At 59.6% G+C, this 15,558-nt stretch carries 13 protein-coding genes; 4 read left to right on the top strand and 9 right to left on the bottom strand.

Going from position 1 to position 15,558, the window contains the following annotated elements; all coding sequences use genetic code 11:
* Positions 1 to 34: 34 nt before the first annotated feature.
* From zur to znuC, 3 genes are read right to left on the bottom strand one after another with little or no spacing between them, the layout of a single operon-like run.
* Positions 35 to 448 carry a zinc uptake transcriptional repressor Zur gene (gene zur, locus AKG12_RS07805; RefSeq protein WP_046800138.1) on the bottom strand — a complete coding sequence of 138 codons (414 nt, stop codon included), beginning with the start codon at positions 446 to 448 and terminating at the stop codon, positions 35 to 37.
* Positions 445 to 1,263 carry a zinc ABC transporter permease subunit ZnuB gene (gene znuB / locus AKG12_RS07800; RefSeq protein WP_046800137.1) on the bottom strand — a complete coding sequence of 273 codons (819 nt, stop codon included), beginning with the start codon at positions 1,261 to 1,263 and terminating at the stop codon, positions 445 to 447. Before znuB ends, zur begins: the two co-directional genes overlap by 4 nt.
* Entirely contained in the window at positions 1,256 to 2,182 is a 927-nt protein-coding gene (gene znuC, locus AKG12_RS07795; protein ID WP_052818421.1) for a zinc ABC transporter ATP-binding protein ZnuC, read from the bottom strand. Before znuC ends, znuB begins: the two co-directional genes overlap by 8 nt.
* Before the next feature lie 104 nt (positions 2,183 to 2,286).
* On the opposite strand from znuC, the gene znuA reads away from it, so the two are divergent.
* A complete protein-coding gene (znuA, locus tag AKG12_RS07790) occupies positions 2,287 to 3,285 on the top strand; it encodes a zinc ABC transporter substrate-binding protein ZnuA (RefSeq protein WP_052818420.1) in 999 nt (332 codons plus the stop codon).
* A 191-nt stretch (positions 3,286 to 3,476) separates the two neighbouring features.
* Here znuA and AKG12_RS07785 read toward each other — a convergent pair whose 3' ends face one another.
* Positions 3,477 to 4,529: a LacI family transcriptional regulator gene (locus AKG12_RS07785; protein WP_052818419.1), complete on the bottom strand. Its 1,053-nt coding sequence runs from the start codon at positions 4,527 to 4,529 to the stop codon at positions 3,477 to 3,479.
* Positions 4,530 to 5,017: 488 nt separating this feature from the next.
* On the opposite strand from AKG12_RS07785, the gene AKG12_RS07780 reads away from it, so the two are divergent.
* From AKG12_RS07780 to AKG12_RS07770, 3 genes are all read left to right on the top strand, one after another.
* On the top strand, positions 5,018 to 7,483 hold the full coding sequence (locus AKG12_RS07780; RefSeq protein WP_052818418.1) for a beta-mannosidase: 2,466 nt from the start codon (positions 5,018 to 5,020) through the stop codon (positions 7,481 to 7,483).
* Positions 7,484 to 7,713: 230 nt separating this feature from the next.
* On the top strand, positions 7,714 to 8,745 hold the full coding sequence (gene mgrA, locus AKG12_RS07775) for an L-glyceraldehyde 3-phosphate reductase (RefSeq protein WP_052818417.1): 1,032 nt from the start codon (positions 7,714 to 7,716) through the stop codon (positions 8,743 to 8,745).
* Positions 8,746 to 8,933: 188 nt separating this feature from the next.
* Positions 8,934 to 9,260, top strand: a complete 327-nt coding sequence (locus tag AKG12_RS07770) for an RcnB family protein (RefSeq protein WP_046800131.1) — start codon at positions 8,934 to 8,936, stop codon at positions 9,258 to 9,260.
* Positions 9,261 to 9,329: 69 nt separating this feature from the next.
* On the opposite strand, the gene gnd is transcribed toward AKG12_RS07770, so the two are convergent.
* The 5 genes from gnd to ccoG form a co-directional block, all read right to left on the bottom strand.
* Positions 9,330 to 10,760, bottom strand: coding sequence for an NADP-dependent phosphogluconate dehydrogenase (gene gnd / locus AKG12_RS07765; RefSeq protein ID WP_046800130.1), 1,431 nt, complete (start codon positions 10,758 to 10,760; stop codon positions 9,330 to 9,332).
* Between the two features lie 163 nt (positions 10,761 to 10,923).
* Positions 10,924 to 11,082, bottom strand: a complete 159-nt coding sequence (ccoS, locus tag AKG12_RS07760; RefSeq protein ID WP_035223387.1) for a cbb3-type cytochrome oxidase assembly protein CcoS — start codon at positions 11,080 to 11,082, stop codon at positions 10,924 to 10,926.
* Positions 11,079 to 13,370 (bottom strand): cation-translocating P-type ATPase, encoded by a 2,292-nt coding sequence (locus AKG12_RS07755; RefSeq protein ID WP_082178760.1) that lies wholly within the window; start codon positions 13,368 to 13,370, stop codon positions 11,079 to 11,081. Before AKG12_RS07755 ends, ccoS begins: the two co-directional genes overlap by 4 nt.
* The gene (locus AKG12_RS07750; protein WP_052818416.1) at positions 13,367 to 13,867 is read right to left on the bottom strand and encodes a FixH family protein; all 501 of its coding nucleotides are present in this window, start codon (positions 13,865 to 13,867) and stop codon (positions 13,367 to 13,369) included. The genes AKG12_RS07755 and AKG12_RS07750 overlap by 4 nt, the downstream gene beginning before the upstream one ends.
* Positions 13,864 to 15,447, bottom strand: a complete 1,584-nt coding sequence (gene ccoG, locus AKG12_RS07745) for a cytochrome c oxidase accessory protein CcoG (RefSeq protein WP_052818415.1) — start codon at positions 15,445 to 15,447, stop codon at positions 13,864 to 13,866. The genes AKG12_RS07750 and ccoG overlap by 4 nt, the downstream gene beginning before the upstream one ends.
* Positions 15,448 to 15,558: the final 111 nt, after the last annotated feature.

Below are 15,558 nucleotides of genomic sequence, written 5' to 3'. Positions count from 1 at the left end.
ACGCGGGCAGCGATGCCCGCCCCGCAAACGATGCCTATGACGCGCAGTTAGCGCAAAGACCGCGAATCTCGATGGTGGTCTTTTCCGCCTTGAACTTGCTGTCCTTCACCCAGCGCTCAAGGCGGTGGTCGATCTCGTGATCGTGGAATTCCGTCACCTGCCCGCAGGATTCGCAGATGGCAAACGCCACCGTTCCATGATGATTTGAGCAGCATTCGGCCTGTGTATGCGTGCAGGCAACGAAGGCGTTGAGGCTTTCCAGCCGGTGCACGAGACCAAACTCCACCAGCTTCTCCAGCGCCCGGTAAACCTGCAGCGGCGCGCGGAAACCGTCGTCCCGCAGCTTGTCGAGGATCATATAGGCGCTGAGCGGCTGATGCGCGTTTGACAGGGCATTCATGACCAGCGACTGGTTCTTGGTAAGGTTCTGCTGGGGTTGAGCATTCATGACTTGCCTCCTTCATCCGCGGAGCGGGAAAAACCCGGCGCCGGCAACAGGCTTATAACGAACAGGATCACGGCGGCAACCACGATGGAGGGGCCGGACGGCGTATCATAGGTCAGCGAGCCGAACAGGCCACCGATAACGGCAATGGCACCGATCAGCGAAGCGACCACTGCCATTACCTCTGGCGTGGCGGAAAAACGTCTGGCGGTGGCGGCCGGTATGATCAGCAGCGAGGTGATGAGCATGATGCCGACCACCTTCATCGCAATCGCTATCACCAGCGCCATCAGCAGCGTGAAGATGAGCTTCGCCCGCTCCGGGTTCAGCCCTTCGGCTTCGGCCAGTTCGGTATTGACGGTGGAGGCCAGCAGCGACCGCCACAGGAAGACCATGGAAACGATGACCACCAGCCCGCCGCCCCAGATCAGCGCGATATCGCTGCGGGTGACAGCGAGAATATCACCGAACAGGAACGACACGAGATCGATACGCACCCAGCTCATGAAGGCGACGATGACGAGACCAATGGCCAGCGCCGAATGGGACAGGATGCCAAGCAATGCATCGGACGACAGCGCCTGCCGCCGCTGGAGAAAAATCAGCAGGATCGAAACGGCGGATGCCACCAGAAAAACGCTGACGATGAGGTTGAGCTGCAACAGCAGCGAGAGCGCCACACCAAGCAGCGCCGAATGGGCCATCGTATCCCCGAAATAGGCCATACGTCGCCAGACGACGAAACAGCCGAGAGGCCCGGCGGTAAGAGCAACGCCAATTCCGGCGACCATGGCGCGAACGAAGAAGTCGTCAAACATGCCGTTCTCCCTGCGCGTGTTTCGAGGGCGCATGGTCCCCATGCTCATGCTCATGTTCATGGCCGCAACCGCATTCGCCATGGTCATCATGATGGTGGTCATGATCATGAGCGTGGTGGTGGCCATCATCAGGATGGCAATGATCCGTCACCGAACCATCCGCGTGCTGCACCCGACCATCGGGCAGATGGGTGTGGTCGTGATGGTGGCTATAGACGGCAAGTGCCTTGGCGGCAGACCCGCCGAACAGCCGCATATATTCCGGGCTCTGGCTCACCGCCTGCGGCGTTCCCCGGCAGCAGACATGACCGTTCAGGCAGATCACGGTATCGGTTTCCGCCATCACCACATGCAGGTCATGCGAGATTAACAGAATTCCGCAATTACTTGAATTTCTAATATTTTTTATCAGAGCGTAGAGCGCGATCTCGCCCGAGAAATCGACGCCCTGCACGGGTTCGTCAAGCACCAGCAGATCGGGCTTGCGGGCGATGGCGCGGGCCAGAAGCGCGCGCTGGAACTCGCCGCCGGACAGATGCTGCACTTCCGCATTGGCAAGGTGCGCAATGCCAGTCGCATTCAATGCCGCATCGATTTCGCGCGCGGGCAGCGGCCCGGTCAGCGTCATCAGACGGCGCACCGAAAGCGGCATGGTCCAGTCCACCGAAAGCTTCTGCGGCACATAACCGACGCGCAGGCCGGCAACGCGCGACACGTCACCCTCGGTTGGTTTCACCACACCGATCGCCATTTTTGCGCTGGTGGATTTGCCCGAGCCGTTCGGACCGATCAGCGTGACGATCTCGCCCTTGCTGACAGAAAACTCCACGCCGCGCACCAGCCAGCGGCCATTGCGCTGCACGCCGGCATTGGCAAGGGAAACCAGTATATCGTTACCCTGACGGGCGGAATGAAGCATGGGATTGTCCGTTCGGCGATGTTGCCTACCGCTATTGCATACGTTATAGAGTTACGCAATAAATGTAATAACATAACTATACTTCTTCAAGTGGAGTGCATTTCATGAAATCGATCCTGATCCCGCTCATGGCGTCGGTGGCAATAGCGGCCGCCGCTTCCGGCGCCACAGCCGCGCCCGATGTCGTGGTCTCGATCAAGCCCATCCACTCTCTCGTCGCGGCCATCATGCGGGGTGTGGGCGAACCGCAGCTCATCGTCGAGGGTGCAGCTTCGCCCCATACCTATAATCTTCGTCCATCCAATGCGCGCAAGCTTGAAACGGCGGATGTGGTGTTCTGGGTCGGGCCGGGGCTGGAAGCCTTCCTGGAAAAGCCGCTCGAGGCACTGGCCACAAAGGCAACCGTGGTGGAACTGGAAGACGCCAAGGGCCTGGAAAAGCTGCCCTTCCGCGAAGGCGGCCCCTTTGAATCACATGACCATGGCGACGAAGGCCATGACGGGCATAACGGCCACGCCGAAGAGGAAGGCGCGCACGATCATGGACACGACCATGCGGAGGGTCACGAGGACCATGATCACGGCGCATACGACACCCATCTCTGGCTCGATCCCACCAATGCCAAGGCAATGGCCCAGACAATCGAAACCGCGCTGATCGCGGCCGATGCCGGCAATGCCGCGACCTATCAGTCCAACACCAAAAAACTGATCGACGATCTCGATGCGCTCGACACGGAATTGGCTGAAACGGTCAAGCCGGTGAAGGACAAGCCATTCATCGTCTTCCACGATGCCTATCAATATTTCGAACATCGTTATGGCGTGAAGACGGCGGGGTCGATCACCGTCAGCCCCGAGACCCTGCCCGGCGCAGATCGCGTCAAGCAGATGCAGGAAAAGGTTCGCCAGCTGGGCGCAACCTGTGTCTTCGCCGAGCCGCAATTCGAGCCGAAACTCATCTCGGTCATCACCGAAGGGACGGCAGCGAAATCCGCGACGCTCGATCCGGAAGCGGCCACGCTGGAGCCCGGTCCAGACCTCTATTTCAAGCTGATGCGCGGCATTGCCGGCTCGCTGAAGGATTGCCTGGCCCAGCCGTGAGCGATAACGCTTCTTTTCCGTCATTCCGGCCTTGAGCCGGAATCCAGCCGACGCTCATCCGCGCGACGGGGAGACTCCTTTCAGCCCAAGGACTTGGGCTGGCTGGATGCCGGCTCGAGGCCGGCATGACGGCGAGTAAGTGGCAACCCGCAACACAGTCGGGTGCAAAGCATCGATTCCGACGCTACTCTTTACGGCTTCGGCGCCATGGAAGACCAGACCGGCTCGCTGACGCTCTGCAGGGTTTCCGGCGGAGCGCCGTTGATGCGCGCCAGAAGGGCTTTTGCAAGCTCCCTCCCCGCCAGCTTGATATCCTCGTTGACGGTATGGATCTGCGGCTTGATCCAGTTCAGGAACTCGGCCGACTGTTTCGAGACGATATCGATATCCTCGCCGATCTTCACACCCGCCGCTTCAAAGCCCGCCACCAGCGCGATGGTGCTGCTGCCGCTGATCGACACGATGCCGTCGGGGCGGTCATCCGATTGCATCAGCCTCTGGCCGAAATCGCGGATTTTTTCCAGCGGCGTTTCTATGGTGACGGCATCGATGGGAAATTCGGTAAGCCCGAAGTCCCTGATCCCCCGGTTGAATCCCTTGCGGGCATGGTCGTGGAATGAAAACCGCGATGGCGGCACGATGACGGCGATCCTCTTGCGCCCGCACTGCGCCAGCCGCTCAACTGCCTCATAGGCATAGGCCTCATTGTCGAAATCGTGAAAGGCATGTTCGATGCCCATATCCGAACGCCCATGGGTGACGAAGGGCATATTACGCTCCGTCATGAAACGCACGCGCGGATCGTTCGGCTCGATCTTCGAAATGATGACCCCATCCGCCGAGCCGGTCTCGAGAATGTAGCGGATCGGCACCATGGAATCCTTGGCGTGGATATGCGGCGTAACGACGAGGTGATATTGCGTGGTGGATAGAACCTCGGTGATGCCGAACACCATCTGGCTGGTGAAACCCATCAGTTCTTCGTCGACACTCAGCACCAGTGCTATGACATTGGTCTTGCCGGTGCGAAGCCGCACGCCAGCGCGGTTCGGCTGGTAGCCGATCTGCCGGGCGATCAGCCGCACGCGCTCCTTGGTCTCGGCGCCGATATCAGGCGCATCCTTCAACGCACGCGAAACGGTGGTGATGCCAAGACCCGTCATATAGGCGATGGTCTTCAAGGTCGGACGCTCGCCCGTCGTCGCGGGTGCTTCGCCCCCGCCGGATTTACCAGTATCGTTCATGTCATTTCGCCACGCTTTACCGAACGATAATCATAGATAGCTTTTGCGCTGTTGCAAAGGCAAACGTCCCCTCTCGTGGTTCGGCCTCATCCTGTCATGCCTCAATTCAGCTATAACGATGCAGGTGCAGAAAATAAATCCGCCCAGAAGACCGCTCCTGCAGCCACGAAACCCAGGCATTCGAAACATACCAAAATTAATTCTTCAAATTAAAAAATAAACACAATTAATTGATATATATATTAAAAATATCAGAATATTAAAACAATACCACTTCTTGACCGCGTAATGCTGATGACGGACACTTTTACCCCCACAAGTCAGCAATCAAGGGCATGACGGCACGTTTGTTTTACGGTAACGTTGCCGAAGGGAGAAGATCGTGACGTGGAGCGAACCGGCAAAAGCCGTTTTGCCGGCATCAGTTCCCCCAGATTCCGACACAAGCCTGCTTCATAATGCCGGGCCGTCTTCGTTGAATTCATATTATGCAGGGTCCGATCATGATCTCTTCCTCCACGCCCGAAACCACCATCGATCTGGCCGGGCTCTGGCGCCTGAGTTCGGCGGAAGGAGACCATGCGACCGAGCTTTCCGTTCCGGGAGATATTCATACAGCGCTCAAAAATGCCGGGATCATTCCCGATCCCTACCACGGTGCCAATGAAAACGCGGTGCAATGGGTGGCGCAGCAGGACTGGATCATTGAGCGCACATTCATCCTCGATGAGGCGGATGCCAGCTGGTATCTCGATATCGATTACCTCGACACCGTCGCCATCGTCTTCGTCAACGATGTCCCGGTCCTGAGCGCCGACAATTGCTTCCGCCGTTACCGCCCCGATATTTCGCGCGCCGTGCGGCCCGGTGAGAACACCATCCGCATCCATTTCCATTCCAACATCGCGGCCGGTGCAGAGCGGCAGGCGCGGCAGCCCTTTTATATTCCCTATCACCCCGGCAATTCGCCGATCGCCAATGGCAACATGCTGCGCAAGCCGCAATGCCATTTCGGCTGGGACTGGAACATCGCCATAGCGCCGCTCGGCCTTTACGGCAAAATCCTGCTGAAGCGCCTCGATACGGCCCGCATCGAGCATGTCGTCACCTCGCAGCACCATATCGAAGGCGGGGTTGAGCTGCATGTGGCCATCACGCTGTTTGCCGAAGGCCCGGCAAGCCTGCCGGTCTACCTCTCCCTCAACGATGAAAGGCTGCGGCTCGATTGCGGCGTCAGTGCGGGCGAAACGGTGGTCCGCCACGTCTTCTTCGTGGAAAATCCACAACTCTGGTGGCCGGCCGGCAGTGGTGAACAAGCGCTGTATAGGCTGACCGTGGAACTGCCTGACGAGACCGTTACCCGCCAGATCGGCTTCAGGACCATCGAGCTTCTGACGGATAAGGATGAAGCGGGCAGCCGCTTCGCCTTCCGCATCAATGGCCGGGAAATCTTCAGCCGCGGCGCCAACTGGATTCCAGCAGATGCACTCTATTCGCTGACCAGCCGGGAAAAGACCGAAGACCTTCTCTGCTCTGCGGTCGAGGCCAATATGAACATGATCCGCGTCTGGGGCGGCGGATTTTATGAGGAAGACTGGTTCTACGATCTCTGCGACCGTCTCGGCCTGCTGGTCTGGCAGGATTTCATGTTCGCCTGCAATCTCTATCCCTGCAGCGAGGACTTCCTCGACAATGTCGAACACGAGGTCGACTATCAGGTGAAACGCCTCTCCTCGCACCCGTCGATAGCGCTCTGGTGCGGCGACAACGAACTGGTGGGCGCGCTGACCTGGTTCGACGAATCCCGCAACAATCGCGACCGTTATCTCGTCGCATATGACCGCCTGAACCGCACCATCGAAAGGGCGCTGAAAAAAGCCGCCCCCGAAGCACTTTGGTGGCCTTCAAGCCCAGCCTCGGGTTATCTCGATTATGGCGACGCATGGCATGCGGATGGTTCCGGCGACATGCATTACTGGTCAGTCTGGCACGAGAACAAGTCGTTCGACAATTATCGCGCGGTCAAGCCGCGCTTCTGCTCCGAATTCGGTTTCCAATCCTATACGTCGATGCCCGTCATCCGCAGCTATGCGGAAGACAAGGACATGAACATCGCCTCCCCGGTGATCGAGCTGCACCAGAAGAATGTCGGTGGCAACGAGCGCATCGCCGGCACCATGTTCCGCTACTTCCGCTTCCCGAAGGATTTCGAAAATTTCGTCTATCTGAGCCAGGTCCAGCAGGCGCTGGCCATCCGCACGGCCGTCGATTACTGGCGGTCGCTCAAGCCCCATTGCATGGGCACGCTCTACTGGCAGCTCAACGACACCTGGCCGGTCGCCTCATGGTCGAGCCTCGATTATGGCGGCGGCTGGAAGGCGCTGCATTATGCCGCCCGCCGTTTCTTCCAGCCGGTCACGGTCTCGGCCATTCCCTCCGAGGATGGACGACAGGTGAGCTTCTCCATGGTCAACGACACGGCGGAAGACATCGAGATCGACATGAACATCGTTGCGCTGACCATGGACGGCAACCGCGTGCCACTGAAATCCGCAAACGGCACCTGCGCGACGGACAGGGCTGCAATTTTGACCGAAATCGACATGGACAGCCTGCCTGAAGGTGCAATCCTTGCCTGGAGCTTCATCGCCTCCAATGGCATGACCGGCGAAGGCCACCATGTGCGCGATACCTACAAGTCGCTGGAGCTTCAGCCCGCCGGACTGACTTTCTCGGTCAGCACGCTGAAAAACGGCCAGTTCGAGATCGATGTCACGGCAACAGGCCTCGCACTCTTCGTCATGCTGGAAGCCGATCAGCCCGGGCGTTATTCGGATAATCTCTTCGATCTCGCCGCCGGCGAAACGCGCCGTATCATCTTCACCCCGAAGGCGGGAAGCGGGCAGCCGCATTTCCGCGTCTTCGATCTTCATACCTGCCAATCCTCGCATTGAAACCATGCGGAGAAAGGCATAACCATCCCTCTTTGAGCATTTCCAGTAAAAGTGCGCGGCGGTTTTACGTCCGGAAAATGCGTAAAAACAGAAAAGGTAGAGCACGTCGAGCGATTCCGTTTAAGCAGGACGTGCTCCAGGAATGGCAGGTGGTCTCGCGCCTGCCCTCATCGGTTCAAAGGGTTGCCGGGTTCTCCGGCAGCCAGTCATCAGCAAGTGGAGGAAGACCCATGGTTTGGCAACCGGCCGAAAACCGATACGCGTCCATGAAATATAATCATTGCGGAAAGACCGGCCTGAAACTGCCGGCGATTTCGCTGGGGCTCTGGCACAATTTCGGCAACGACACGCCGCACCAGACGAAACAGGCCATTTGCCGCCGTGCCTTCGATCTCGGCATTACCCATTTCGATCTCGCCAATAATTACGGCCCGCCGCCCGGCAGCGCCGAAACCGCCTTCGGCGAAATCCTGAGGACCGATTTTGCCGGCTATCGCGACGAGATGATCATCTCCTCCAAGGCCGGTTATAACATGTGGCCCGGCCCCTATGGCGAATGGGGCAGCCGCAAATACGTAATCGCCTCCTGCGACCAGAGCCTGAAGCGCATGGGTCTGGATTACGTCGATATCTTCTACTCCCACCGTTTCGACCCCAATACGCCGCTTGAGGAAACCTGCGGCGCGCTGGACCAGATCGTGCGCTCCGGCAAGGCGCTTTATGTCGGCATCTCGTCCTACAACTCGAAGCGCACCCGTGAGGCCGCCGCGATCCTGAAAAACCTCGGCACGCCCTGCATCATCCACCAGCCCAGCTATTCGATGATCAACCGCTGGATCGAGGAAGACGGTCTCGTTGATACGCTGGAAGAACTGGGCATCGGCTCCATCGTCTTCTCGCCGCTGGCGCAGGGCATGCTGACGACCAAATATCTCGGCGGCGTGCCTGATGGCAGCCGTGCATCGCAGAGCAAGTCGCTCAACCCGGCTTTCCTCAACGAGCGCAATGTCGAGAACATCCGCTCCCTCAACAGCATTGCCGAGCGCCGCGGCCAGACGCTGGCGCAGATGGCGATTGCCTGGGTTCTGCGCGGCGGCCGCATCACCTCGGCGCTCATCGGCGCAAGCCGTGTCGAACAGGTCGAGGATTGCGTGAAGGCACTCGACAAGGCGGATTTCACGGCTGAAGAGCTTGTGGAAATCGATCGTTACGCCAGGGATGCGGATATCAACCTCTGGGCAAAATCCGCCGAACGCGTCTGATAAGGACGTGGCCGCCCGGTTATGCCGGGCGGCCCGTTTGCCTCAGCAAGCAGAAAAAACCTCAAAACAAAAGATTAACTTTCGCCTCTAACCGTTAAGAACCATTACATAAATGTAATTTTAAATTCAGTTTCCGTTCATTCGTTTATTCGTAAGTTCTTCTCATCGAAACCCGAGAGGAAACTTCCATGAAAAAGTTCGTCACCATTCTTCTGGCAGCCACCGTTCTTGCAGCTCCGATGGCTCAGGCCCAAAGCCGCCACGACGATCGCCATCGCGGCGTTACCGTCGAGCGTCAGGTCACCACCAAGAAGGTCATCGTCAAGAAGCAACGCTGGGATCGCGGCCAGCGCCTCTCGGCCCGTGAGCGTCGCAACATGGTGGACCGCCGTGACTACCGCCGTTACCGCCTCGCAGAACCGCGCCGTGATCAGCGCTGGGTACGCGTCGACAACCAGTTCCTGCTTATCAATGCCGTCAGCGGCCTGATCGTCGGCCTCGCCGCCGCCCGCTGAGTTGAACCAGTAATCGAAATGAAAAAGGCCCGCTTGCGCGGGCCTTTTGCTGTTTATCGTTGCAGCCGATCAGAAAATGTCGGCGCCGCTGCCCCATGGGCCATGCGGCTTGTCCACACCGTCGGTGCGTTCGAAACCATGCGCGCCGAAGAAGTCGCGCTGCGCCTGAATGAGGTTTGCGCTGCCGCGGCCGCGGCGATAGGCATCGAAGTAGCCGAGTGCCGAAGCCAGTGCCGAAACCGGCAGGCCAGAAAGGACGGCGTAGGAAACCACACGGCGCAGCGGTGCATCGGTATCCTTGACGATAGCGGAGAAGGCCGGCGTCACGATGAGGTTGGCCACATGCGGGTCCTTGGTGAAGGCCGAAGTGATCTCATCGAGGAATTCCGAGCGGATGATGCAACCGGCGCGCCAGATGCGGGCAATCGTCGGCATCGGCAGGTTCCAGTTGAACTCCTTCGAAGCCGCCGACATGATGGCGAAGCCCTGCGCGTAAGCACCCACCTTGGCGGCCAGAAGCGCGCTTTCCAGATCGGCGATGAAGGCTTTTTTGTCGGCGGGTGCCGCTGCAAGGGTAGGCAGGCCGAAGATCTTCTCGGCAGCCTCGCGCTCGTCCTTCTGCGACGACAGGATACGGGCAGCCACGGCCGCCTCGATGGCGGTTGCGGCGACGCCCATGTTCTGCGCCTCGATGACCGACCACTTGCCGGTGCCCTTCTGACCGGCCTTGTCGAGGATCAGATCGACCATCGGCTTGCCGGTGATCGGATCGGCGGCGCGCAGAACCTTCTCGGTGATTTCGATCAGGTAGGAATTCAGGCGGCCCTTGTTCCACTCGGCGAAGACATCGGCGATTTCGACGGCGCTCATGCCAAGGCCGTCACGCAGGATGCCGTAGATTTCGGCGATCATCTGCATGTCGGCATATTCGATACCGTTGTGGATGGTCTTGACGAAGTGGCCGGCGCCGTCATTGCCGAGCCATGCCACGCACGGATCGTCATTATACTTGGCGGAAATGGAGGTCAGCACCTTCTCGACACGCTTCCAGCTGTCTTCGGTGCCGCCGACCATGATCGACGGTCCGTGACGCGCGCCTTCTTCACCGCCGGAAACGCCCATGCCGATAAAGGTCAGGCCGCTATCCTTCAGATTGTCGAAACGGCGGATCGTATCGCGGAAATTGGCATTGCCGGCGTCGATCATGATGTCGCCGTTGGCGAGATGCGGTTTCAGGATTTCCATCTGCTGGTCGACGGGATCGCCGGCCTTGATCATGATGATGATCGGACGTGGGGGACGAATGGCGGCGACGAATTCCTCGATGGTTTCGCAGGGAATGATCTGGCTCTGCAGGTCGCCCGCATCAGCGTAGAATTTTCGTGTAACTTCCGGGGTTCGGTTGAATACGGCAATCTTGTTGCCCTTTTCCGCGATGTTCAACGCCAGGTTCGAGCCCATGACGCCGAGACCGATCAAACCGATTTCTGCCTGTTCCACGGATGTGCCTCCATCTTGCTTTTAGGTGGTCGTGTTGTGGCACTGTAATCACCAAACGGCAAGGCTAGGCGCGACTGAAACGATTAAATTTTGATGACGCAAATCAGCTTTGCATATTTGCGACAGGTCAAGGCCAGTTCAAAACTGACCTTTTGCTACCCCTTCAAGAGGGTCGTGGCCGGTCATCACCATCGTCGATTACCCGCCAGGCGGCCCCGTCCATATCGTCATACTGCCCTGATCGAACCGACCAGAGGAAGGCGAAAAGCCCGAGCGCACCCAGAAACAGCGCGACGGGAATGAGATAGATCAGCATGTTCATGCCAGTTGCGCCCCCTCGCCCGCAAATCCTGTTTTTACCTCGTTCCGGGGACGGACGGTTTCAGCCGCACCGGCAAGACGCAATGCATTGGCAACGACGATCAATGACGATGTCGACATGGCAATGGCCGCGATCATCGGCGTTGCATAACCGGCGATCGCAATCGGCACGGCGATGATATTATAGCCGATGGCGAGAACGAAATTCTGCCGGATGAGCCTTCCGGCCCGCTGCGATGTCTCGATCGCAAAAGGCACGGCATCGAGATCCTCCTGCATGAACACGAAATCGGCGGCCTGCCGGCCGATATCGGCGGCGGTGGCGGGCGCCATGGACACATGCGCTGCGGCAAGCGCCGGCGCGTCGTTGATGCCGTCTCCCACCATCAGCACCCTGCGACCCTCGCCGGCAAGCTCCGTGCAGCGCGCCGCCTTGTCCTTCGGCGAAAGGTCCGCACGCCAGTTGCCGATCCCCAGCCGCTGCGCCATGGCGCTGACGGCGGCGGCCCGATCACCCGAAACGATTTCCCGCACAAGGCCCCGCGCAGACAGGTTGCGCAATGCCGCCACCGCACCTGCGCGCGGATTATCCTCGAATCCGAAGCTCGCCAGGTGATGGCCATCGAGGGACAGCACCACCTCCGAGCGCGCATCGCCATTGTCGGTCCGTGCCTCATCCGGGCAGGCGAAACGGCGATTGCCAAGCCGGTAAGTGCCAGCTTCCGTCTCCGCCTCGACACCCGAGCCCGGAATTTCCCGTACCGTCTCATAGGCCGGCAAGGCACCATTATAGGCGGCATGCAGGGCTTTCGAGAGAGGATGGCGAGAATGGGCGGCGAGGCCCGCCGCAATCGCCATCGTGGCGGGCTTCACGTCGCCGGTTTCGACAAGTCGGGGTTTTCCAACGGTCAGGGTGCCGGTCTTGTCGAACAGCACGGTGTCGATTTCGGCCAGTCGCTCCATGGCCGAGCCTTCCTTGACCATGATGCCGTGCCGGAAAAGCCTTCCAGCGGCCACCACCTGCACAACGGGAACGGCAAGGCCAAGCGCACAGGGGCAGGTGATGATGAGAACCGCGATTGCGATCAGCATCGCCTGTTTCCAGTCGCCGCCGAAGATGCCCCAGCCGAGAAACGTCACCAGCGCAAGAAGATGCACCACGGGTGAATAATAGCTTGCGGCCCGGTCGGCGATACGGCGGTAACGCGCCCGCCCGCCTTCCGCCGCCTCCATCAATCCGATCACTTCCGACAGGAAGGAATCCCTGGCCGAGGCGGTTACCCGGGCGGTCAGCGAACCGGTGAGGTTGAGCGTGCCGGCCTGCAGGCTGTCGCCTGCCGCAACGCGGCGCGGTGCGCTTTCACCATTAACGATGGACATATCGAGATCGCTGCTGCCGGAGACGACCACGGCGTCCACCGCCACACGGTCCCCGACCGCAATCGCTATCGACATTCCGGGTTGGACATCGGCAAGCTGGCGGTATTCCCGCGTTCCATCCTCACCGATGACGGTCGCGTCGCGCGGTGACAGCCGGGCCAGTCCGGCAATGGCTGAGCGCGCCTTGTCGCGCATGATATGGTCCAGCGTGCGGCCGATCAGCAGGAAGAACAGCAGCGATACGGTCGCGTCGAACCAGGCATGTTCGCCGTGATGGATCGTCTCCCACAGGGAAACGGCATAGGAGAGCGTGATGGCAAGCGCGATCGGAACATCCATATTGGTGCGGCCGTGTTTCAGCGCGTTCCAGGCCGATTGATAGAAGAAGCGCCCGCCATAAATCAGCGCCGGCGCGGCGATCATCGCCGAAATCCAGTGGAACATGTCGCGCGTGGCCGCATCCGCCCCCGACCAGACCGAGACCGACAAAAGCATGATATTGGCGGAGGCAAAGCCGCACAGCGCCACTGCCCTTATCAGCTGCGAGCGCAACGCGTCCGAAGCATCCTGCCCGCTGGCGAAAAGATGTGTGTGGTATCCCGTCGACAGGATTGCACGGGCGATGTCGGCGGGATCGGTCCTGACGCCATCGACCTCTTCTTTCCAGACAACCGCCACACGTTTGGACGACAGGTTCACCCGCGCCCGCTCCACTTGGCGCAGACGGGCAAGCGCTGTCTCGATGGTGGTGATGCAGGCGCCGCAATAGACACCCGGCACGCTGAGATCGGTTTGCCGCAGCCCCTGCCCCAGATCGCGGCTCGCCAGCAGCAATTCCTCTGACGATGGTGGATTGACCGGCTCGCCGAGTTGAAGCGAGCCTTCCGTTCCTGGTGCACAGCAGCTCATTTACGTCCCCTGATAACGGCGATCCGCGTTCCCTCATGCACGATGATCCGGCCGTCCTTGACAGCCGTAACCTCGACGATCCATTGCCCCGGCAGCATGTCATGCGCGCCGGTAAAGACGCCGGTGGCGGCCGGGGTCAGTTCCATGTCGAAATTCTGGCTTTCACCGACAGGCCGGCGAAAATGGGCCGTCACCGTATCCGTATCGACGGGGCCTTTATCCGGATGGAAAACCTCGTAACGCACGGTCTTTTCATCCACCACCAGCCTGCCCTTGATGCCGGTTGCAGCCCGTGCCTTGGCGGCTTCCGCCTTGGCATTGAACTGCTGGCTGGCGACATAGGTATTGGGCACGACGAGCCCGCTCCAGCTGTTGACCGCATTCCAGGCCATGATCATGTTGACGGTGATGATGGTGCCGAAGAACAGCACCATGACGCCGAGCATGTGCCAGCCGGTGAAAACGAAGCCGGATGTCTGCCGATTGTTCACTGTCATTTTTTCACTCCCGGAGCATTGAAGACCGCATCGTAACGGGCCGTTTCGTGGCCGCCCGTATCGCTGACGATGAATTCGAAATTTTCCGCCTCTCGCGCGACATCCTTGCCCGGCAGGGTGACGAAGACCTTCAGCGTCGTCGCCTCATCCGGCTCCACCGTCACCTCGAAGGCGCGCGCGGCCGTATCCGGCATGCCATTTATCTTCATCGCCGCATTCGGAAGGCCTTCTATCGTCAGGCTCATTATGCGTGGCTGCGGCACCATGTTGAGAATGCGGACGGTATAGCCGTTACGGATCGAACCGTTCGATTCCAGCACATATTGCGGATTGCGGTCGTGCAGGACATTCAGCGCCAGCCGCTCGCGCGTCACCAGCGCAAACAGCATGCCGATGCCGACAGCTGCCCAGATGGCCGTATAAAGCAGCGTGCGCGGCCGGAAGATGATGCGCCAGTTGAAGTGGCGGATACGCTTGCTGAAGCTGCCGTCCTCCTCACGCACATTGGTGGGACGGATGGCGTATTCGCCATTGCCGGTCGCCAGCGCCATGTTGGACTGATATTCAGACAGCGTCGCATAGGCGATCAGCCCGCGCGGCTTGCCGATCTTGTCCATCACCCCATCGCAGGCATCGATGCAGAGCGCGCAGGTGATGCATTCCAGCTGCTGCCCGTCCCTGATGTCGATGCCCATGGGACAGACCGCGACGCAGGCGTTGCAATCGACACAATCGCCGATGCTCTCCCCAGCTGCCGCAGCCTTCTTGGCGTGCCGCGAGCGCGGTTCGCCGCGCCAGTCATTATAGGTGACGACAAGCGAATTCTCATCCAGCATCGCCGCCTGGATGCGCGGCCAGGGACACATATAGGTGCATACCTGTTCCCGCATCAGCCCGCCGAAGACATAGGTGGTGGCGGTCAGCGTGGCGACGGTCGAGTAGGCGATCATCGGCGCCTGCCCGGTCATGAACTGCATCGCCAGCGTCGGCGCATCGGCAAAATAGAAAATCCAGGCGCCGCCGGTCAGAACGCCGATCACCAGCCAGATCGCATGTTTCAGCACCCGCTTGCGCAATTTGCCAAATGTGAAGGGCGCCGCATCCAGTTTCATGCGGGCGTTCCTGTCACCCTCTATCGCCCGTTCGACCACCAGAAACAGGTCGACCCAGACGGTCTGCGGACAGGTATAACCGCACCATGCGCGCCCAACGGCTGATGTGACAAGAAACAGCCCCAGTCCCGCCATGACCAGCAGGCCGGCAACAAAAAAGAACTCCTGCGGCCAGATTTCGATGAAGAAGAAATAAAAGCGGCGGTTGGCGATATCGATCAATACCGCCTGATCGGGTGCATAGGGACCGCGGTCCCAGCGCAGGAAAGGCGTCAGATAATATATGCCGAGCGTGACCAGCATCACCAGCCATTTGAACCGCCGGAACCTGCCCTCTGCGCGCTTCGGAAAAATCTTCTTGCGCGCTTCGTAAAGCGGTTTGCGCGTTTTTGCGGAATTGACGGCTTCCGCCTCCAGCCTTTCGACGGGCTGTTGCGGGCGATCCTGTCCGGCGCGATAGATGTTCATGATAGGAGTCCATTTTTATCTCCTTGCTTTCTCCCATCTCCCCGGGGAAACATCCTTGACTTACATCAAGTGACGACAAAGTGGCGCAGCCGGAGGCATGCGCCGCAGAGG

Origin of the sequence: Agrobacterium sp. SUL3 (assembly GCF_001263295.1) — a bacterium.
Lineage (GTDB): Bacteria > Pseudomonadota > Alphaproteobacteria > Rhizobiales > Rhizobiaceae > Agrobacterium > Agrobacterium tomkonis.
Note: the sequence above shows the minus strand (reverse complement) of the source record. Positions and strands in the feature narration are given on the sequence as shown.